The organism is Meridianimaribacter sp. CL38 (genome assembly GCF_004328055.1).
GTDB classification, from domain to species: domain Bacteria; phylum Bacteroidota; class Bacteroidia; order Flavobacteriales; family Flavobacteriaceae; genus Gaetbulibacter_B; species Gaetbulibacter_B jejuensis.
Map to the genome: position 1 here is coordinate 56704 of NZ_QKWS01000006.1, position 19919 is coordinate 76622.

General features: G+C 32.6%; 14 protein-coding genes. 6 read left to right on the forward strand and 8 right to left on the reverse strand.

Annotation, left to right across the window (positions count from 1 at the left end; translation table 11 throughout):
• Positions 1-48: 48 nt before the first annotated feature.
• Entirely contained in the window at positions 49-2547 is a 2499-nt protein-coding gene (locus DMZ43_RS13545) for a DUF5686 family protein (RefSeq protein WP_131508881.1), read from the forward strand.
• Between the two features lie 214 nt (positions 2548-2761).
• Here DMZ43_RS13545 and DMZ43_RS13550 read toward each other — a convergent pair whose 3' ends face one another.
• Positions 2762-4273 carry a P-loop NTPase fold protein gene (locus DMZ43_RS13550; protein ID WP_131508882.1) on the reverse strand — a complete coding sequence of 504 codons (1512 nt, stop codon included), beginning with the start codon at positions 4271-4273 and terminating at the stop codon, positions 2762-2764.
• 177 nt (positions 4274-4450) lie between these two features.
• Here DMZ43_RS13550 and DMZ43_RS13555 point away from each other — a divergent pair, with 177 nt between their 5' ends.
• Positions 4451-4978 carry an inorganic diphosphatase gene (locus DMZ43_RS13555; protein WP_129761132.1) on the forward strand — a complete coding sequence of 176 codons (528 nt, stop codon included), beginning with the start codon at positions 4451-4453 and terminating at the stop codon, positions 4976-4978.
• 115 nt (positions 4979-5093) lie between these two features.
• Positions 5094-7511, forward strand: a complete 2418-nt coding sequence (locus DMZ43_RS13560; protein WP_131508883.1) for a sodium-translocating pyrophosphatase — start codon at positions 5094-5096, stop codon at positions 7509-7511.
• Positions 7512-7583: 72 nt separating this feature from the next.
• Here the strand turns inward: DMZ43_RS13560 and DMZ43_RS13565 are convergent, their stop codons facing one another.
• The 3 genes from DMZ43_RS13565 to DMZ43_RS13575 form a co-directional block, all read right to left on the reverse strand.
• Positions 7584-8198 (reverse strand): deoxynucleoside kinase, encoded by a 615-nt coding sequence (locus DMZ43_RS13565; RefSeq protein WP_129761130.1) that lies wholly within the window; start codon positions 8196-8198, stop codon positions 7584-7586.
• Positions 8199-8200: 2 nt separating this feature from the next.
• Positions 8201-8980, reverse strand: coding sequence for a hypothetical protein (locus DMZ43_RS13570; protein WP_131508884.1), 780 nt, complete (start codon positions 8978-8980; stop codon positions 8201-8203).
• 96 nt (positions 8981-9076) lie between these two features.
• Positions 9077-10666 (reverse strand): T9SS type A sorting domain-containing protein, encoded by a 1590-nt coding sequence (locus tag DMZ43_RS13575; RefSeq protein WP_131508885.1) that lies wholly within the window; start codon positions 10664-10666, stop codon positions 9077-9079.
• A 194-nt stretch (positions 10667-10860) separates the two neighbouring features.
• Between DMZ43_RS13575 and DMZ43_RS13580 the strand changes: the two genes are divergently transcribed.
• Positions 10861-14076, forward strand: coding sequence for a T9SS-dependent choice-of-anchor J family protein (locus tag DMZ43_RS13580; RefSeq protein WP_131508886.1), 3216 nt, complete (start codon positions 10861-10863; stop codon positions 14074-14076).
• Between the two features lie 75 nt (positions 14077-14151).
• Here the strand turns inward: DMZ43_RS13580 and DMZ43_RS13585 are convergent, their stop codons facing one another.
• The 4 genes from DMZ43_RS13585 to DMZ43_RS13600 all read right to left on the reverse strand — a co-directional run bounded on the left by DMZ43_RS13585 (position 14152) and on the right by DMZ43_RS13600 (position 18475).
• On the reverse strand, positions 14152-14853 hold the full coding sequence (locus DMZ43_RS13585) for a response regulator transcription factor (RefSeq protein ID WP_131508887.1): 702 nt from the start codon (positions 14851-14853) through the stop codon (positions 14152-14154).
• Complete coding sequence (locus DMZ43_RS13590; RefSeq protein ID WP_131508888.1) at positions 14828-16231, reverse strand: sensor histidine kinase KdpD; 1404 nt, start codon at positions 16229-16231, stop codon at positions 14828-14830. The genes DMZ43_RS13585 and DMZ43_RS13590 overlap by 26 nt, the downstream gene beginning before the upstream one ends.
• A gap of 98 nt (positions 16232-16329) precedes the next feature.
• Positions 16330-17010: a response regulator transcription factor gene (locus DMZ43_RS13595; RefSeq protein ID WP_131508889.1), complete on the reverse strand. Its 681-nt coding sequence runs from the start codon at positions 17008-17010 to the stop codon at positions 16330-16332.
• Positions 17003-18475: a sensor histidine kinase KdpD gene (locus DMZ43_RS13600; protein ID WP_131508890.1), complete on the reverse strand. Its 1473-nt coding sequence runs from the start codon at positions 18473-18475 to the stop codon at positions 17003-17005. The genes DMZ43_RS13595 and DMZ43_RS13600 overlap by 8 nt, the downstream gene beginning before the upstream one ends.
• A gap of 123 nt (positions 18476-18598) precedes the next feature.
• Here DMZ43_RS13600 and DMZ43_RS13605 point away from each other — a divergent pair, with 123 nt between their 5' ends.
• Together DMZ43_RS13605 and DMZ43_RS13610 are read left to right on the forward strand one after the other, a co-directional pair.
• Entirely contained in the window at positions 18599-18967 is a 369-nt protein-coding gene (locus DMZ43_RS13605) for a hypothetical protein (RefSeq protein ID WP_131508891.1), read from the forward strand.
• Between the two features lie 8 nt (positions 18968-18975).
• Complete coding sequence (locus tag DMZ43_RS13610) at positions 18976-19821, forward strand: GLPGLI family protein (protein WP_131508892.1); 846 nt, start codon at positions 18976-18978, stop codon at positions 19819-19821.
• The last annotated feature ends 98 nt before the right edge of the window (positions 19822-19919 follow it).

The window sequence follows — 19919 nt, forward strand, 5'->3', positions numbered from 1 at the left end:
GCGTTATATAAACTTCATTGGCAGTATTGTTGATGAAGTTTTTTGCTTATGAAGATAAAATTAATAGCCCTATTTTTTTGCTTAGGAATTGCTAACGTATTGGCACAGACCAAAGTTAGCGGTCATGTAGTAGACGAAAACAACGACCCTGTTGCTTTTGCTAATGTACTTTTTAAAGGATCTACCGAAGGTACAATCACTAACGAAAATGGTAAATTTTATCTTGAATCTGAAACTACTTGGGATGCTCTCATCGTTTCTTTTTTAGGTTACGAAACTTTAGAGTTGCCACTTGCCAAAAGAGTAAACTACGAACTCAATTTGGTTTTAAAAGAAGAGGCTGATGCACTTGATGAGGTTGTAATTGTTACAGGAAAACAATCTAAAAAAGCCGAAGAAAATCCAGCCATTGCCATTTTAAAGAAAATATGGGAGCACAAACGTAAAAACGGACTCAATCAGTTTAAGCAATACGAGTACGATAAATACGAAAAGGTTGAGTTTGACTTAAACACTATTGACAGTGCACTCATAAAAAGCAAGCTGTTTAGAGGTATGGAGTTTGTTTTTGAAGAAGTAGACACCTCAAGAGTAACAGGAAAAACCTACTTACCAATATTTATTAATGAAGCCGTAAGTAGAGTATATGGCGATAATGTGCTAGACAAGGAGAAAGAAGACTTAAAAGGAAATAAAAACTCTGGTTTTAGCAACAATCAGGTGATTATCGATTTTGTAGACGACCTGTATTCCGATTATAACATTTACGACAACTACCTTAAGTTTTTTGATAAAAGCTTTGTAAGCCCAATTTCTAAAACAGGAATTAATACTTACAACTATGTACTTTCTGATAGTTCGTTTATTGATAACAAATGGTGCTACAACATTATTTACTATCCACGTAGAAAAAACGAACTCACTTTTAAAGGCGATTTTTGGGTTGCTGATACTACCTATGCTATCAAAGAAATTAATCTGCAAGCCTCTAAAAGTGCCAACATAAACTGGGTAAAAGAAATTTATATAGAGCAAGAGTTCGAAGTCCTTAACGACTCGTTGTTTTTGATAAAGCGCGATTATTTTATGTCAGATTTTGCGCTGAACAAAAAGGAAAAATCTCGTGGAATTTACGGTAAGCGTACCACCTTGTATGATAATTATGAGTTTGATAAACAAAAAAACGAAAAGTTCTATAGCGAAGAGGTTTACAACTACAATGAAGACGTTTACAATCGTGATGATTCCTTTTGGGAAGAAAACCGACTAGAGTCGCTCAACAAAGACGAAAAAGGTGTTTACAAAATGTTAGACACTTTAAAAACCGTAAAAAAGTTTAAACGACTTTACAATATTGGTAGCGTGTTAGCTTCAGGTTACATTGAGTTTCCGAGTATTAATTTTGATTATGGACCTATCTTTTCAACGTTTGGATATAATGAAGTAGAAGGTGTAAGGGTAAGAACAGGAGGTCGTACTTATTTTGGACCAAACGACCTTTGGAGGCTCGAAGGATTTTTGGCTTACGGTTTTAGAGACGATAAGTTTAAATATGGTATCTCAGGAAAATGGTTGGTAGATAAAAAGAATCGTATTATTCTCTCTGGTGGAAACCGAAGAGATGTAGAGCAAATAGGAGCGAGTTTAACCAATTCAACCGATGTTTTAGGACGTAGTTTTGCCTCATCAGCTGTGGTTGGTACAAGTCCTAACGATAAACTTTCTAGTATTAATTTAACAACGCTTTCGCTGGAAATTGAGCCAGTAAAAAACCTTGTGTTTAGGCTAGGAGCTAACTATAGAACTTTAGAGTCGGCTTCAGAAACTTTTAGTCTCGATTATTTTGATGAAGAATCTCCTACAGGAATTTCATCTGAAATAAGACAATACGAAAGCACGCTTTCGGTATCGTATTTCCCAAAACGAAAAATGACAGGTTTTGGTGTAGAACGCAGAAATGCCAATGATAATTACGCAAGCTTGTTTGCTCAATTAAGCAAAGGAGATCGTACTGTTTTTGGTAGCGATTTTGACTATACCAAATTGCAGTTTTCATACATACAACCTTGGCAAGTTGGTGGTTTTGGTCGCTTAACCACAACTATCGAAGCAGGTAAAACCTTTGGCGAAGTTCCGCTTGGGTTGTTAAGTGTAGTTCCTGGTAATCAGTCCTATTTTTCTATTTATAACACCTTCTCGCAGTTAGATTTTTATGAGTTTGTAACAGATACCTATTCGTCATTACATTTAGAGCATAATTTTAACGGTCGATTGTTTTCGCGTATACCATTTCTTAAAAAGTATAACCTAAGAGCTATTGTTGGTGTACGTGGTGTTTGGGGAGAAATTTCGCAAGAAAACCGTAACCTTAATGCTTCAGGTTTAATCTACAACGCACCAAGTGATGAGGTGTACTACGAATACAGTGTTGGTGTAGGTAATATTTTTAAAATACTACGTATAGACTTCAATTTTAGAGGAAATTATCTCGATACACCTGACGCACGAAAGTTTGGTGTTACAGGAAGCTTTGGATTTTATTTTTAGGAGGTTCGTTTAACGGTTTTGTGTATAGTGTGTTTTAGATTGAGCTGAAGCTTTTAACTTCTGATGAGTCGCTTGCAGCGAAGAATCCGCTAAAGGAAAACAACAAGGCTTTGGCTTGTAATTTTCAGATTATTTAAGTATACTAGTTTGTACGAATGTTTCCTTCTATTACTAAGCTAGTAATACACTATGCTCGTTATTGGCTATAGTACTTTTACTCATTTAATTTAGTGATATAATTCATATTGTTATAAGCTAATTTTAACAGCTGAAAATAAGGTATTTTTTGTTTTAGAATCATTGCTTTTTGTTCATAAGATTTATCGCTTAAATTATCATGAAAATTTGCTACTATAATTGCTTTACCGGATACTCCAGTATAGTTAAATCCTTGATGGATTTGGTAAGTTACTTTAATATCTAATTCTAGATTTTCGTAAAGATAAACTTCATTTGAAATTGACAGATTTGAATGTAGTACATCTGCTAACATCACAAGATTACCAACTCTTTTATCGTAATAACCGTAATAATTACCTAATTGTATAGAAGGCTTAAATGCAATTAATTTTTCTAAAGCTTTATTAAAATTTTGTTTTCCACCGAAAATGTTCTCAAGGATATGAAGGATAACTATAATTGGAGAGGCATGAGAATATACATGACCGAATTCAATTGAGTTAGTTTTAATACCATAGTTTGGAACTGTTAATTCAGATTTTAAATAATTAAGTAATGTTCTCATACTTAAGCAATTTGATTTTACAAGATGAGATAAAATGAATTCGAGTTCAGTGCCTTCGTAACTACCTGAGAAAGTTCTTGGTGTTAAATTCGTTTTGCTTAAATCTAAACTGTTTAAAAACTTATCTAGATTTTCTGCAATTACATTCGAGAAATTATAATGAAAAACTTCATGAGAATAGAATTTGTCTATATACCCAGAAAAATCGATATTCATTCCATACTTACTATGGAAAATACTTCTTAAGTTATCTACATCGCAGACTAATACTATTTTGTCAAACCCAAATTTGTTTTCTCCATCGAAATTATAATGATCAAAATGTGCAGAAAAAACATTCATTATTCTGAATATGTGTTCAGGATCAATTCTGTCTAAATCATCAATCAATAAAATAATTTTTTTGTCTTCATTATTTAATTTTATTGAGTCAATTAATTTTCCTAGTAATTCAGTTATAGAATTTTCTTCCCTGTAAGTTCCTTCCTTTTTTGCAAATGTTTTTAGAAAGTCGTGTAATTCTTTTCTGTCATCAATTTTAAGTTCTTTTCGATGTTTTTGAATCTCCTTATATAAATTTAGAATAGGTTTAAAAATTGATTCGATAGAATGATCTAGTTTAGGTAAATGCTCAATTAATTCATTTATAATACTATCATAGTTTTCAAGTAGATAGTTTTCCGAGACACTTTTTAAATCAAAGTCAATTTTTTCGAAATCTGGATTTTTAGAGAATAGCTCAAAGCCTATATCAAATTTTATTAGCTCAAAAATATCTTCATTAGATGATACTGAATAATTAATTGGATTTAATTTTACAACTACATAATCATCTGATTTTGACGAGAAGTACTTTTTTAAAAAATAGGTTTTGCCTATTCCAAAAATTCCAGAGAAAATAATTCTCGAGTTTTCTTCTGTATTCAAATGCTCATCAAACCTATTTGATTCAGAATCGATAGATAAGTCTTTAAACTCCATTTTTATATCACCTTATTTATTTAAAAGTATTGTTGACAATAATAAAAATATGGATTAATCTAATAATTCATATCCACTGTTAAATTACGGTTATTTTTTTGATAAAGTCAAGGGTAATTAATTGCCATAACTCAAACATTACATTATATTTGCAGCCCGAAAAACAAATATAAAAATATGACAGCAGCAGGAAAATTGACCTTTGATGTACTAATAGAAATCCCTAAAGGAAGTAGAAATAAATACGAATACGATTTTGAACTAAAAAAAATTAGGTTTGATCGTATGTTGTTTTCATCAATGATGTATCCTGGAGATTATGGGTTTATTCCTGAAACTTTAGCTTTAGATCAAGATCCTCTAGACGTTTTAGTATTAGGAACAGAGCCAACATTTCCAATGTGTGTTATGGAAGTAAAACCAATAGGTGTGTTTCACATGACAGATGAAAAAGGACCAGATGAAAAATTAATATGTGTGCCAATTTCTGACCCAATCTGGAATAAATACAATGATATTGAAGATTTAAACCCACATAGAATTAAAGAAATTGAACACTTTTTTCAGGTTTACAAAGACTTAGAAGAAAAGAAAGTTGATGTTGGTGGTTGGGGAAATGCTAAAGAGGCATACGAAATCCTTAACAAATGTGTGGAACGCTACGAAAGCAGTGAGCACAAAGCAAACGGTAACTTTACAATATAAAATAGCTTGTAACATAGCAATTTAGAGCCCTTACGCTGCAGAAGTGTAAGGGCTTTTTAATATTAATCCATTTTGTTACATTTGTTAAGATACAAACTAATCAAATTAATAAAATATGGAATCAAATATGATTTTTGTGCCAATAATATTGGCAATTGTAGGATTACTGTTCATGTTCGTAAAGATGTCTTGGGTTAAAAAACAAGCACCTGGAAACGAAAGAATGCAAGGCATTTCAAAATCAATTAAAGAAGGTGCACTAGCCTTTTTAAATGCCGAATACAGATTGTTAGCAATATTTGTTGTTATTGCATCTGTAGCTTTAGGAGCAATATCTTACTTTGTTGATACTACACATTGGATTATAATAGTAGCTTTTATTATAGGAGCTATTTTTTCAGCTCTTGCAGGAAACATTGGTATGCGAGTTGCAACCGAAGCCAACGCACGTACTGCCGAAGCTGCAAAAACAAGCTTACCCCAAGCGCTTAAAGTGTCGTTTGGTGGTGGAACAGTAATGGGACTAGGTGTTGCTGGTTTAGCAGTATTAGGACTTAGTTTACTGTTTTTTGTTTTTATGAAAATGTTTATTGTTGGCGAAGCTTCTTTTTATGATGAAATGACTATTGCTCTAGAGGCATTAGCAGGTTTTTCATTAGGTGCTGAATCTATTGCACTATTTGCGCGTGTAGGTGGTGGAATTTACACTAAAGCTGCCGATGTTGGTGCAGATTTAGTTGGTAAAGTAGAAGCTGGTATTCCTGAAGATGATCCTCGTAATCCAGCAACTATTGCAGACAACGTAGGAGATAACGTTGGTGATGTAGCTGGTATGGGAGCCGATTTGTTTGGTAGTTATGTAGCAACAGTATTAGCAGCTATGGTATTGGGTAATTATTTAATTAAAGATATGTCAGTCAATACACCTTTTACTGACGACTTTAATAATATGGGACCAATCTTGTTGCCAATTGTTATTGCAGGTGTAGGTATTTTAGCTTCAATTATAGGAACGTTTTTAGTGAAAATTTCTGGTAATAACGCTAAAGAAGCTCAAGTTCAAAAAGCATTAGACACAGGAAACTGGGTAGCTATCATTATAACTTTAGCAGCTAGTTTTGGTCTAATTAAATATATGTTACCTGAAACTATGAGCATGAAGTTCTTTGGTGAAGGTTATGTAGATGTATCATCGATGAATGTATTTTGGTCAGCGTGTATAGGACTAGCTGTTGGAGCATTAATTTCGGTAGTTACTGCTTATTTTACATCATTAGGTAAAAAACCAGTTTTAGATATAGTACAAAACAGTTCTACAGGAGCAGCAACAAACATTATTGCTGGTTTAGCTGTAGGGATGAAATCTACATTTGCATCAGTAATTTTATTTGCAGCTGCAATTTATGGATCGTATGAATTAGCAGGATTTTATGGTGTTGCTTTAGCAGCATCTGCTATGATGGCTACTACAGCTATGCAGTTAGCTATTGATGCTTTTGGACCAATTGCTGATAACGCAGGTGGTGTTGCTGAAATGAGCGAGCTAGATCCTGAAGTGCGTGAGCGTACAGATATTTTAGACTCAGTAGGAAACACAACTGCAGCTGTTGGTAAAGGATTTGCTATTGCTTCTGCTGCATTAACTGCATTAGCATTATTTGCTGCTTATGTAACGTTTACAGGAATTGATGGAATAAACATTTTTAAAGCTGATGTATTAGCAATGTTATTTGTTGGAGGAATGATTCCTGTAATCTTCTCAGCTTTAGCAATGCAATCAGTAGGAAAAGCTGCAATGGAAATGGTACATGAAGTACGTCGTCAGTTTAAAGAAATTCCAGGAATTATGGAAGGAACAGGAACTCCTGAGTATGCAAAGTGTGTTGATATTTCTACACAAGCAGCATTAAAAGAAATGATTTTACCAGGTTTAATTACCATTATTACTCCTATACTAATTGGTTTAATTTTTGGAGCTGAACCATTAGGAGGTTATATGGCAGGAGTATGTGTTAGTGGTGTAATGTGGGCAATCTTCCAAAACAATGCTGGAGGAGCTTGGGATAACGCTAAAAAATCGTTTGAAGCTGGAGTTGAAATTAATGGTGAAATGACTTATAAAGGAAGTGATGCGCATAAAGCTGCTGTAACAGGTGATACTGTTGGAGATCCTTTTAAAGATACATCAGGGCCATCAATGAATATTTTAATTAAGCTAACATGTTTAGTAGGATTGGTTATTGCTCCAATTTTAGGTGGTCATACTGCTGAAACTGGTTTAGCAGGTAACGATGATATTACTAAAGAAATTACTGTTGAAATTAATGATGATGGAACCACAGGAACTGCTGTAGCTGTTTTAACTAAAACAACAACTGTTAATGGAGAAACCACTACTGAAGAAAAAATTATTGAAGGTACTCTTGAAGAAGTTGAAGCTAAAGTAGAAGCTATGAACAATGATAAGACTGTTGATGACGTTGAGGTTAAAATTAAGAAAACAGTTACTGAAGAAATTGAAAAACAAAGCTAGTTTTCAAAAGTTATACTACAAAAAAAGCCACATCAATTTGATGTGGCTTTTTTGTTTGTCTTTTATTGTTTTTTAAAATAAACCGTTTATTTCGGCATCTATTTTATTAATGATAAAACCAAGGTCTTCTGGGTTAGCAACAAAATCTAGGTTGTCTACGTCAATGATAAGTAGTTTTCCTTTGTCATAACCATGTATCCATGCTTCGTAGCGCTCATTTAATCTACTTAAATAATCAATGCTAATTGAGTTTTCATAATCGCGTCCACGTTTATGAATTTGTGATACTAAGTTTGGGATTGTGCTTCTAAGGTAAATTAACAAATCAGGACCTTGAACAAGAGATTCCATTAAATCAAAAAGTGAACGATAGTTCTCAAAATCTCTATTGGTCATCAATCCCATAGCATGAAGGTTAGGTGCAAAAATATGAGCATCTTCATAAATGGTTCTGTCCTGTATAATGTCTTTTCCGCTTTGGCGAATTTGTAATACTTGTCTAAATCTGGAATTTAAAAAATAAACCTGCAGGTTAAAACTCCAACGCTCCATCTGGTTGTAAAAATCATCTAAATACGGATTGTCTACTACGTCTTCTAATTGTGGTTCCCAGTTAAAATGTTTGGCTAATAATTTGGTGAGAGTTGTTTTACCTGCACCAATGTTTCCTGCTACTGCAACATGCATGTTTATTTAATTTTTAGTTGGAATTTACTTAGGATTTTGCTGTCGTAAATATACAAGGTTTCATTGGCCAATAAAAACTGATTTATTAACAATTTTGACCTTTGAATTGGTACAACATCTTGACTATTACTTGCTAAAAAGTAGAGTTGATTATCAGTTTTTAAAACCACATTTTCATTGTTTAAAGCCATTTCAGTGAAGCCTTTATTCTCCATTTTAGAAATAAGACTTCCTAAATAATTGTACTTGTACAAGTACTTTTCGGTAAGCATCCAGCAATAGTTGTAGTTGCTTTTTAGATCGAGTACATTAGATTGTACAGGAAGCGATCTTACCTTAACCTTGTTCATTTTATAGTCATAAAGTTCAAGTTGTTGTAAATCTTGATTAAAAACCCAAAGCGAATTGTCAAAACCAGTAGTAATATGTGATACATTTTTATAGGGTTGCATCATATTAAAATCTATTTTGAAAATTTCGGCTAAACGATTATCAAGAATAATAACAGTATTAAAACTCTTGTAAAACAGATTAATTTTTAATGGATTAAAAGCATTAGCAGAAGTAATGTTTCCTAATTGAACATTGCTGTAGTTTATTGATTTATTATTTGAAGTTTTATAAAACGTATTGTTTTTAATATGGTAAAGCGTTTCAAAATCGTCAATACTAATAATCGTTTCCTTTTCAAGTTTTAAGCTATTTATAAGCTTTATCTGTATACTATCTTGAGCATAACTTGAATATATAAAGAATAAAAAAATGTAGTTAATCCATTTCATTGCGAAATGAAAAGTACAAAAATCAAACCATATTGCATAAATAAAAAAACACCTTTGTAAACAAAGGTGTTTTTTAAAGTTGCTATTAATCTAATACTACTCTTTTAAAACTTTAAAATTAGTTGAAGTTTCTCCAGAGTTAACGGTTACAATGTAAATTCCAGTAGCAAGACTAGATAAATCTACACTTACATCTTGTGCATTGGTTTCTTTAGTTAAAACAGCTTTTCCAATAATACTGTTTACTGTTACTTTATTAATGTTTTGGTTGTATTTTATATTCAATACATTATTAGTTGGGTTTGGATAGTATTTAAAACTGTTTAAGTCAAACTCGTTAACACCTAAAGTAGCATCGTAGGCAGCAATTCTAAATTTACCAAATTGATAAGCCCAACCCCAAACTCTTATTATTACTGTTTCTCCTGGAGTTTTATTAGTAAATAACATACCAGCAAATTCGTTACCTCCAATTACAAATTGATTGCTGCAATAAGCAGTTCCTGTGTTTGGTGGAGGTAGGTTGTAATGAAATGGTTCTAAGGTTTCTGTTCCACAAGAACCAGTATAAGTTTCAATGGCAGTGTCACTCAAATTAGTTTCAGTTGGTTCTGCTCTAGTTTCAATAGTAAAGCTACCTGAAGCAGGAACCACTACCGAAAACCATACGTCTTTTCCATAGATACCAAAATCAGGTAAGGTTCCGCAGTTAGGAAAATTAGAATTTCCCGGATTAACTGACGCAGATGTATTGGTAGCAACTATGTAACTGTCTTCAAAAGACTGACCAATTGTTAGTGCTATAGGGTTTGAACAATCATCGTTCGATGGCGCATCAGGCGACTTGTATGCGCACAATTCAAAATAAATAGCTTGTGATGAATTTGATGATGTTACGCTTACATAATAAGTTTCTCCTGCAGTTAAATCGGCTAAAACAATATCTTGACACTGTAAGGTTGGAGATGTTGGTTCTTCAAGGAAAGGGTTTAAGAATCCAGGAGTTCCGCTATATACTCCTATGTATAAAGGAGTAGAACCATTTACAAGGTCTGCTCTAAAGGTGTACTCTCCAGTTTCAGTTGGTGTAAAGCTGTACCACACATCAGGATTTGAAGTGCTGCATTCAGCTTCACTAGTATAAGTTGCATTAGTTGTGTATCCAACAGATGCATTTTCGCAAACATCAAAAGTAGACTCTAACAACACATCAGCGTTTGCAGGTTCGTCGTTTGATGGCGCATCAGGAAAAGGATAAACGCATAATCTATATTGTGTAGATGCACTCGCTCCTCTGGTGTTAATATAATAAGTTTGACCCATAGTTAAAGTAGCGCTAAAATACCTTGTAGCACAACCAGTCATACTATTTAAGTTGCCTATAGTTCCAGAAAAAACACCTATTCTAACATCAAAAATGCTTCCTGTTAAAGCTTCAACTTCAATAGAATATTGACGCGTTTCAGTTGGTGTAAATGTATACCAAGAGTCAACCCAATTATCATAACCTGGACAAGTTGCAAATTCTGGAGATTTGGTAAACCCAACAAAATTGTCGGTTTCTTCATTTTCACAAACATAAGATGTTGAAGCAAGTATAGCAGGAGCTCCAATAGGCTCATCAGTTTGTCCGTTTACAATTTGGGAAAAAGCAATAACAAAGAGTAAAAGTAATTTTCTAGTCATGATTCATATTTGTTTTAGTCTTGTAACAAAAGTCAAAAAAAAAGACTTTTTTTCAATGTGTTTAGGTACCGTTAACTTATCGTTAACCTTAGTTTACTTTGTTAAATAAGTAATAGTGAATAAGTTTACACTCAACTTAGAGTTGTCTTAAGATAGCTAAGTTAATTCAGAATTAAAACTAAAAGACTAATACAATGAAAAAAAATTACTTATTTCTTGCCCTTATGTTCTTTAGCTTTTTTGCTAATGCACAAACGGTATCAATTAATGAAGTTACGCTTGGTGGTCTTACAACAAGTACATTTCAAGAATTGCCAATTGATCCTGACGATAATTATTCTTACTCACAGAGTATTTATTTGCAGTCAGAAATTAATCAAGCTGGTAGTATTTCAAAAATTACATATTATACTGATGGAGTTTTAGAAAATTCAAATGACATAGTTGTATATATGGCTGAAACTGCTAATGATACTTTTGCTTCTAATTCTGATTGGATTCCTTTAGCTAACTTAACACAAGTGTTTGCAGGCACATTTACAGTGTATAATAACGAGGTGTCTATAATTTTGGATACACCATTTAGTTACTCAAATACAGCAAACTTAGTTATAGTAGTTGACGAAAATCAAGATGATAATGACTCTAAAGATTTTATTGCACACAACTTAGGGTTTTCAGAAGCTAGTGGAAGAGTGTTGCATTATGGAAATAATTTTACTAATCCTGATCCTGCGTCACCACCTTCAGGAATTTTAGATTACTACAGAGCGAATATTGAATTAGATTTTAACGCAATTACATGTTATCCTCCAAGTGCTATTAGTTTGGATGATACTTATGAAACTTCAGTAAATGTTAGCTGGACCTCAAGTGCTTTAGAGTGGCAATATGTTGTGCAATCACCAGGAACTGGTAATCCTGACGCAGCTACACCTGTTAGTGTTTCGTCTAGTTCGGTAAACGTTCCAGGGTTGATTAATAATACTGAATATGAGTTTTATGTGAGATCAGATTGTGATACTGATGGTGTGAGTGATTGGATTGGTCCAATATTTTTTAGAACTGCTTGTGGTATAGTAGATGATTTTTCTGAAAATTTTGAAAGCATGCCAGATGAACTTGTAACTCCTTATTGCTGGACAACAATTTCAAGTTCAACTGGAACAGAGCCTACATTTAAAGTAAATACTAGCTCTACGCAATCATACTCTCCTGATAATTACTATGAAATTCAAATGAGTAATGATGATACTATGCTTTTAGTTTCTCCTGAGAGTACAACTATTGCCGATGGTATGCATAGAATAGAATTTGCAGCTAAAGTAAACTCAGTAGGTTCAGATGAAACTGTTATAAAAGTTGGTTTAATGTCTGACCCTAATGACGAAAATACATTTGTAGAACTTAACAGTTTTGCGTTAATTAACTCTTCTGAAAACACTAATAACTATTCACTTTACTATGTAAATGTGCCGTTAAATGCATCAGCAAGTCATTTAGCATTTAAACCAGAAACAACCGCTTCGTTTAATAAGATTGTTTATTTAGACAATATAGTTGTTACTACACAGCCTTCTTGTTTTGAGGTGCTAGATGTAGAGGCAAGTAATATTACCGATGTTTCTTTTGACTTAGAAATTACTCCAGATATTCAAGTGCAAACGGAATGGGAAATGGTAATTGTTCAAACTAGTTTAAACTTTAATCCAGCATTAGAAACTCCAATAGTAACAAGTTCCCTTACAAATAATATTACATTGGATTCTGATGGACAAGCAATTATACCAAATAGTCCTTATAGAATTTTTGTTAGAGCTAATTGTGATGCAGCAGGTAGTGATGGTTCTGGTTATAGCACTTGGTTTGGACCTTACGATATAAGAACCGCTTGCGCGCCATTTACAACTAATTTTACTGAAGACTTTGATTTATATTCAGATGCTGATTTTCCTTTTTGCTGGAACAAAAATGTTACATCTTCTGGGTCTCCTCTAGTTGAGGTAAATACTTCTACATCGTATGCTAACTCAGGAGCTAATGCAATTATAATGAATACAGGTAATGATGCTAGTGCAAATGTGTTACTTATTTTACCTCAACATACTACTGCTAATGATGGTATGCATAGACTAGAGTTTTATGCTAAAAAGAATAGCGAGAATACTGATGCTAATATAATAGTTGGTACTATGAGTGATCCTATGGATGCTAACACTTTTCAAGAAATAACTGAACTTCCAATAACAACAGGTGGTTTCTCAGGTAGCTTTCTTCAATATTTTGTGAATTTACCAGCAAGCACTGATGAGTATGTAGTGCTTAAGCATGGAGCAGGTACTGGAGCAAGCATTGCTTTTTATATTGATGATGTCACAATTACAGATCAACCTGCTTGTACTGAAGTGTATAATGTTGTAGCTGAAAATGTAACAGACGCTTCTGTTGAGGTTAGTTGGAATTTTCTTGGAGGACAAAACAGTTGGGAGTATGTTGTGCAACCTGCAGGAACAGGTGAGCCAGCATCAGGTGTTGTAACTTCTTCTAGTACTTCAAATAGCGATTTTAATAGTCTTACAGATAATACTGCTTATGAAATTTATGTAAGAGCTGATTGTGATGCAAATGGCACAAGCCCATGGGTTGGACCAGTTTATTTTACGACATTATGTGTGCCAGAATCAGGGACTTTCACTAACGGTTTTGAGGGTAATGCTAACAATGCTGAAATAGAACCATGTTGGTCTAGTTTAATTAATCCTGCATCAACAAGCCCATACGTGAGATACAGTACTTTTCAAGCTCAAGAAGGTTCTATTAGTGTGAGAATGTATAGTGGTAATGATGAAACTTCAGATATCTTTTTAATTACTCCTATGTTGTCTGATTTTGATAGCACCAAACAAATTCGTTTCCATGTTTATGACGATCACAATGGAGGTTTAGAGGTTGGTACTATGACTGATCCTACTGATGCTTCAACATATACTACATATCAAACATTTTTAGATGCAGATATGACTGATGATGCATGGGATGAGAAAACTGTGACCTTTGATAGTTATGCTGGATCTGACAACTATATTGTGTTTAAGTACAACGCTGCAACAACTTTTGATAATTTATACATAGATAATTTTACTTATGAGGATAATCCTTCTTTAAGTACTAACGATTATGATTTTAACAGCTCAGTTAAAATATATCCAAACCCAGTAAAAAACACATTACATGTAAATGGTAACACTATTGAGACAGTTGATGTTTATAGTATTAATGGGAGCCACATCTTGTCCCAACAGTTAAGTGCACAAACTATTGATGTATCTAATCTTGCTAATGGAATGTATTTTGTAAATCTTAAAGATGCAAACGGAAATACAGCTATTAAAAAGTTTATAAAAAATTAAACGTAATACTTTTTACTAAAAAGTAGTTTTTTTCATGGAAAAGGCCAGTAATTTAGTTTGCTGGCTTTTGTTTTTTTAATCTTTAATTACAAACTCTAGTCCAACACCTCTAACGCTATTAATGCTAATATTAGGGTCTTCTTTTAGGTGTTTTCTTACCCTTGTAATAAATACATCCATACTTCTCCCAGAAAAAAAATTGCTTTGTCCCCAAACCTTTGCTAGTATATCATCTCTAGGGATAAGTTTGTTTTTGTTAGTGAATAAAAAATAAATAAGCTGCGCTTCCTTTTCAGTAATCTTAGCGCTTTTACCATTTATACTTAATGTAAGATTTTTGCTGTCAAATAAATACTTGCCAATAGCAATTGGCTCTTCTTTATCAGTCTCTAAGCTAATGGTTTGTTGCTGGTTAGTTCTTTTAATGATGTTGTTTATTCTTAAAATGAGTTCCTCAACATCAAATGGTTTTGAAATATAATCATCAGCACCTAAGCTTAAACCTTTTATTCGGTCTTCTTTAGCTTTACGAGCAGTTAAAAATAAAAAAGGTGTTTCGGGGTTTTTCTTACTGAGTTTTTTTGAGAGTTTAAAGCCATCTAGCTTAGGCATCATTACATCAATAATGCATATGTCAAAAGAGTGCATTTTAAATAAATCTAAAGCTTCAGAGCCATCTTTTGCCCAAACAACTTCAAACTTATTTAGCTCCAAATATTGTTTTAGGGTAGTGCCAAAATCAATATCATCATCAGCTAATAAAATTCTCTTTTCCATTTTCTACGGGAATTTTTATATAGAATGTTGAGCCTTCTTTTACTTTGCTTTCAACGTCTATTATTCCATGGTGAGCTTTAACAATTTGACTACAATAGTAAAGACCTAAGCCTAAGCCTTTGTAGGTGTGCATGTTTTTTTCGCTCACTCTATAGAATTTATCAAAGATAAGTTTTTTATTTTTTTTGGAGATACCTATACCATTATCAGAAATTGCAATAGTATGTAAGTTATTTGTGATGTTGTACTTTACTTTAAGTACTGTACCATCAAATTTTATGGCATTATTTAAGATGTTAATTATAGCTGTTCCCAGAAAAAACTTGTCAATTTCAACTTCGGTTTCATTAGCTTCTACATCTCTCAAAAATTGAATATTACTAGGTAATGTTAATGCAAAGTCATCGCACACTTCATTAATAAAATCTGGCAGACTAACCTGTTCAAGATTTAAATTAATGTCATTATACCCTAAGCTGTTATCTACTACCTGGTCAATTAAATTTTGGAGTCGTTTATTTTGTCTGTTAATAGTGTCAATAGATTCTTTAGCAATATCTGTATTGTCTTTTGCAAACCTATTGGTTAAGGTTTTGGTAGCAATTGATAAAGTAGAAAGCGGTGTTTTTAATTCGTGAGTAATATTATTGATGAAATCGGTTTTAATATCAGAAATGCGCTTGTGCTTAAATAAATTTCTAATAGAATATGTTACTAGAGATATTACAAAAAGGAACAGTAAAAATGCAATTAAGAAAAGAAATAGGAGTTGTTTAAAAATGATTTTATCCCAATCTACAATTTTCATGTAAATACTAGCTCTATATTTAACTGTTACAGACTCTAGTTGATGATTGTCATTTATAAACCCTTTGTCAAACGTCCAGTTCCAAGCATTAATGAGTAATCCTTCTTCAAGTAGGAAATCAGTACCAATTAAAAATATTGGAGAATCTTTGTCTTCTGTAAGAAGGTTTTCGACGTTACCATTTTCATCAATAAGCTGAATTGAAGATGCTACTTTTTTAAATAATATATTTTCGTTTAAACCCAAGCGCTCAGCTTCTTTATTGAAGTATTCTGTAAATTCGTCGTTCCTGTCGTTGGCAAAAAACTTTAAATCTGCGAGGAGTTCTTCTTTGCTAATTCGGTTTCGTTTATAATCAGGGATTTTATCTACAAAATCCATACGATAATGCCACGATAATGAATCAACATATTTGGTTTTTACTATGTCGCCTATTTTGGTTCTAGAGTCAACTGCAAAGCTTTTTTTTCTTAGATCAAAGGTGTTGAATGTTAAATACCCTTGCATGCTCGTCAAGGCGATTAAGGCAATAATTGCTCCAGCAATAAGGAATTTCGATTTTATTTGCATAGAGTTAAATTACCATAAAAAGATGAAAACAGTTTAATACAATACTCTATTAACTTATTGTTAACCGAGAATATTTCTATAAAAATAGGAAAATGAAATTAACCAATGAGTTTATACCCAAAGCCTCTTACGTTTATGATTTGGATAGTGTCGTCTTTAGATAGTTTTTTTCGAAGTTTAGTGATAAAAACATCCATGCTTCTTGCAGAGAAAAAATCGTCATTTCCCCAAAGTTTATTCAAGATGATAGACCTGTCTAAAACCTGGTTTTTGTTTTTTATTAAATGAAATAATAAATGTGCTTCTCTATGTGTGAGTTGTAATTTTTCTTCAGCGTTAAATTGAAGCGTTTGCTTTGGGAAATCAAACGTATAATCTCCAATTTGTAATACTTCTGAAGTTTTTTGAACTTGTGTTCTGTTAAGCAAATTGTTAATTCTTACAATAAGCTCTTCCATGCTAAATGGTTTTTTTAGGTAATCATTTCCGCCTATGGTAAAACCCTCAACAACATCTTGTGTTTGCGATTTGGCAGTTAAAAAAATAATAGGAATTGTATCATCAATTGCTCTAATGTCTTTAGCTAATGTAAATCCGTCTTTTTTGGGCATCATAACGTCCAAGACTAAAATCTCAGGAGTTTCAGACTGGTATTTTTCAAATGCTTTTTCGCCATTATCACATAAAATAACATTAAAGTCTCTAGTTTCAAGGCTCTCCTTTATAATTTGACCAAGTGCTGGCTCATCTTCGGCTAATAAAATGGTGGTTTTAGGCATTTGGTAATGTTATTTTAAACGTGGTAATGTTATTTTTTAAATCAACAGTGATAGTTCCGTTGTGTTTTTCTGCAATTTTCTTGGTGTAATACAGTCCAATTCCAAAGCCTTTAACATCATGAGTGTTGCCTTTAGGAACTCGGTAAAATTTCTCAAAAATCTTGTCTTTATTAGCTTTGGTTAACGTGTTTCCATTGTCAGAAATAGTAATGGTAAATGCAAAATGATTTTGCTCAAGCGAAATTGAAATCGTATCTCCACCATATTTTATAGCATTGTCAATAATATTATTGATGGCATTTTCAAAATGGAACACATCTACTTTTGCCGAAATGTTTTCAGGTATATTGAAAGTTATGGTTTTGTCACTGTTAAGTTGATGTTTTTCAATACTCGTGGTCAAAATTTCCGAGATGTTATAAGTGTCTTTGTTGAGCTCAAGATTTTCGCTATCAAGTGTAGCGGTTTCTAGTAACTTTTCAACCATAGTGTTCAATTTTGAAAGCTGTGTGTTTGATAAATCTAAATACGTTTTTGTTTTAGCTTTATCTTCAATAACATTAAAGTTTTGAATGCTTTCAAGTGCAACACCAATGGTTGCAATAGGTGTTTTGAATTCGTGTGTAATGTTGCTGATGAGATCATTTTTTACTTCAGCTAATTGTTTTTGGTGCTTGATGATTTTAAGTAAATAAAACAAACAGCTTATCACTGCCAGAATTAACAATGTGGATATTAAAATACCACCAAAAATGCGTTTTAAAATAAGCTTTGTCTGATTTTCAAAACTTAAATTTAAAGAGCTTCCTTTAGGTAACAACGTAGATTTTGAAGCAACGTTTAAAATGTTTTTTGAATCGGTTATTGTGTCTTTTATCCTCTTTGTTTTGTCTCTATTAAAATCAAGTTTGTAATCAATAGCGATGTTTTTTTGAGATAAGTCAGTAGTTATTAAACTGTCAATTTTTTTAACATCAAGCGTGTCATTTGAAATAGAAATAACAACTTTAGATGTAAGCAATTCAAATCCTTTTACTTTTATAGAGTCTTTTTTTATGTCAATAGAATTCAGCTTTTTGTGATCCCATTTTGCATTTAAAATCGAATCTACATTAGCACCTCTGTAGATAGAAATACCATCAGTAGTTTCAAGATTAAGGCTATCAAGGTTTTTAAACTTTTTTTGAGTAATATCAATTTGCTTTAAAATGGAGTCAAACTTATGGTCTTCGGCAAAAAAGTCCTCTTTATAATCGCTTTCAAAAGCAAATCCAATGGTGGTTTGTTCGGCAAGGTTAACATAGTAATCATCAACAGCTTTATCTAAACTTACCTGAACATCTTTAATAAGTTGCTGCTTGTTGGCTAAATAGTTTTTATAATTCCAATACACTTGTATCGCAATAGTACTGAGTATTACGGTAACTATGAAGTATAATATTATTAGGTATCTAGAATTATTCATAGGTCAAAAGTAAATGTTAAAGTAGATAAAAACTAATCGGTTAACACACGTTAACACTGGTTAACTTAATACTCATTTGGGTTGGTTTAAGTTTGTAAAGTATTAATCAAAAAACGAACATAAATGAAAACACTAATTACCACTATTACTTTTTTAATTGCATTTACATCTTTTAGTCAAATAAAGGAACTACAAAATGCAGATGAAACTTTAGCGACAACAATTCAAAGTGTTGAAGTGTCAATAACTATCGATTCTGTTAAAGAGATGGAAAGCACATTTAATCTTAATGACATAAAAAGTATCGTTGACGATATGAGTCCTGATGAAAACATTTCATTTGAGATAAAATGTAATGGTAAGCCAATGTCTAATGGTAAAGAAGCTTCTGCAACTTATAAAATCACTGGAAAAGCAGGAGAGAAAGAAGCATTTTATAACAACATCAATACTATAAAAAAATTAGTAACAGACTATTATAACAATCAATAAATAAGACCATGAAAGATATAGTAAAAGTTTTAATTGCAGTAGTGCTTTTAGCGTCTATAAAAAGTCACGCTCAAGAGTTTACAGGAGTTGCAACCTACAAGTCAAAACGAAAAGTAGATATTAAACTAGATAGTACTCAGGTAAACTCTGAAATGCATCAAAAAATGATGGATATGCTTAAAAAGCAGTTTGAAAAAACGTACATACTTACGTTTAATAAAGAGGAATCGGTTTATAAAGAAGAAGAATCGCTTGGAGCTCCTCAGCCTGGTGGGATGGAAGTAGTAATGATAAACACAGGAGGAGCAGATGTGTTGTATAAAAACACAAAAGAAGAACGCTACACTAATCAAAATGATGTGTTTGGAAAAATCTTTTTGATAAAAGACGAGCTAAAAAAACTTGATTGGCAATTTGGCTCAGAGACTAAAAACATTGGCGAATACACTTGCTATAAAGCAACCATAACTCGCGAGCGACCAAAAATTGTTGGAGGTATTAGTGTTAATGGTGATAAAGATTTAGATGAAGAAAAAGAACCTGAAATGGAAACCATAACTATTACAGCATGGTATACTCCGCAAATTCCTGTAAACAATGGTCCAGGTAATTATTATGGGCTTCCAGGTTTAATTCTTGAGGTAAACGATGGGTCAGAAACTGTCATTTGTAGTAAAATAGTGATCAATCCAAAAAATGAAGTTGAAATCACTGAACCTAAAAAAGGTAAAAAAGTGACTAAAGAAGAGTTTGATAAAATTATGGAAAAGAAAATGGAAGAAATGAAAGAACGTTACAGTCCAAGAAGAGGAAAAGGTGATGGACAAGAGATTGAGATAAGAATAGGAGGTTAATTTTTATTGGATTTTAACATTTTACAATTAAACTTTCAATTGTTTTAGATGTCTAACGATAGTTAAAACTGTATTTTTAACACAAACTCTTTAGACTT

What these genes read in the sequence shown, in the direction of transcription:
- DMZ43_RS13545 (WP_131508881.1), top strand. Translation starts at nt 49, where the DNA reads ATGAAGATAAAATTAATAGCCCTATTTTTTTGCTTAGGAATTGCTAAC.
- DMZ43_RS13550 (WP_131508882.1), bottom strand. Translation starts at nt 4,273, where the DNA reads ATGGAGTTTAAAGACTTATCTATCGATTCTGAATCAAATAGGTTTGAT.
- DMZ43_RS13555 (WP_129761132.1), top strand. Translation starts at nt 4,451, where the DNA reads ATGACAGCAGCAGGAAAATTGACCTTTGATGTACTAATAGAAATCCCT.
- DMZ43_RS13560 (WP_131508883.1), top strand. Translation starts at nt 5,094, where the DNA reads ATGGAATCAAATATGATTTTTGTGCCAATAATATTGGCAATTGTAGGA.
- DMZ43_RS13565 (WP_129761130.1), bottom strand. Translation starts at nt 8,198, where the DNA reads ATGCATGTTGCAGTAGCAGGAAACATTGGTGCAGGTAAAACAACTCTC.
- DMZ43_RS13570 (WP_131508884.1), bottom strand. Translation starts at nt 8,980, where the DNA reads ATGAAATGGATTAACTACATTTTTTTATTCTTTATATATTCAAGTTAT.
- DMZ43_RS13575 (WP_131508885.1), bottom strand. Translation starts at nt 10,666, where the DNA reads ATGACTAGAAAATTACTTTTACTCTTTGTTATTGCTTTTTCCCAAATT.
- DMZ43_RS13580 (WP_131508886.1), top strand. Translation starts at nt 10,861, where the DNA reads ATGAAAAAAAATTACTTATTTCTTGCCCTTATGTTCTTTAGCTTTTTT.
- DMZ43_RS13585 (WP_131508887.1), bottom strand. Translation starts at nt 14,853, where the DNA reads ATGGAAAAGAGAATTTTATTAGCTGATGATGATATTGATTTTGGCACT.
- DMZ43_RS13590 (WP_131508888.1), bottom strand. Translation starts at nt 16,231, where the DNA reads ATGCAAATAAAATCGAAATTCCTTATTGCTGGAGCAATTATTGCCTTA.
- DMZ43_RS13595 (WP_131508889.1), bottom strand. Translation starts at nt 17,010, where the DNA reads ATGCCTAAAACCACCATTTTATTAGCCGAAGATGAGCCAGCACTTGGT.
- DMZ43_RS13600 (WP_131508890.1), bottom strand. Translation starts at nt 18,475, where the DNA reads ATGAATAATTCTAGATACCTAATAATATTATACTTCATAGTTACCGTA.
- DMZ43_RS13605 (WP_131508891.1), top strand. Translation starts at nt 18,599, where the DNA reads ATGAAAACACTAATTACCACTATTACTTTTTTAATTGCATTTACATCT.
- DMZ43_RS13610 (WP_131508892.1), top strand. Translation starts at nt 18,976, where the DNA reads ATGAAAGATATAGTAAAAGTTTTAATTGCAGTAGTGCTTTTAGCGTCT.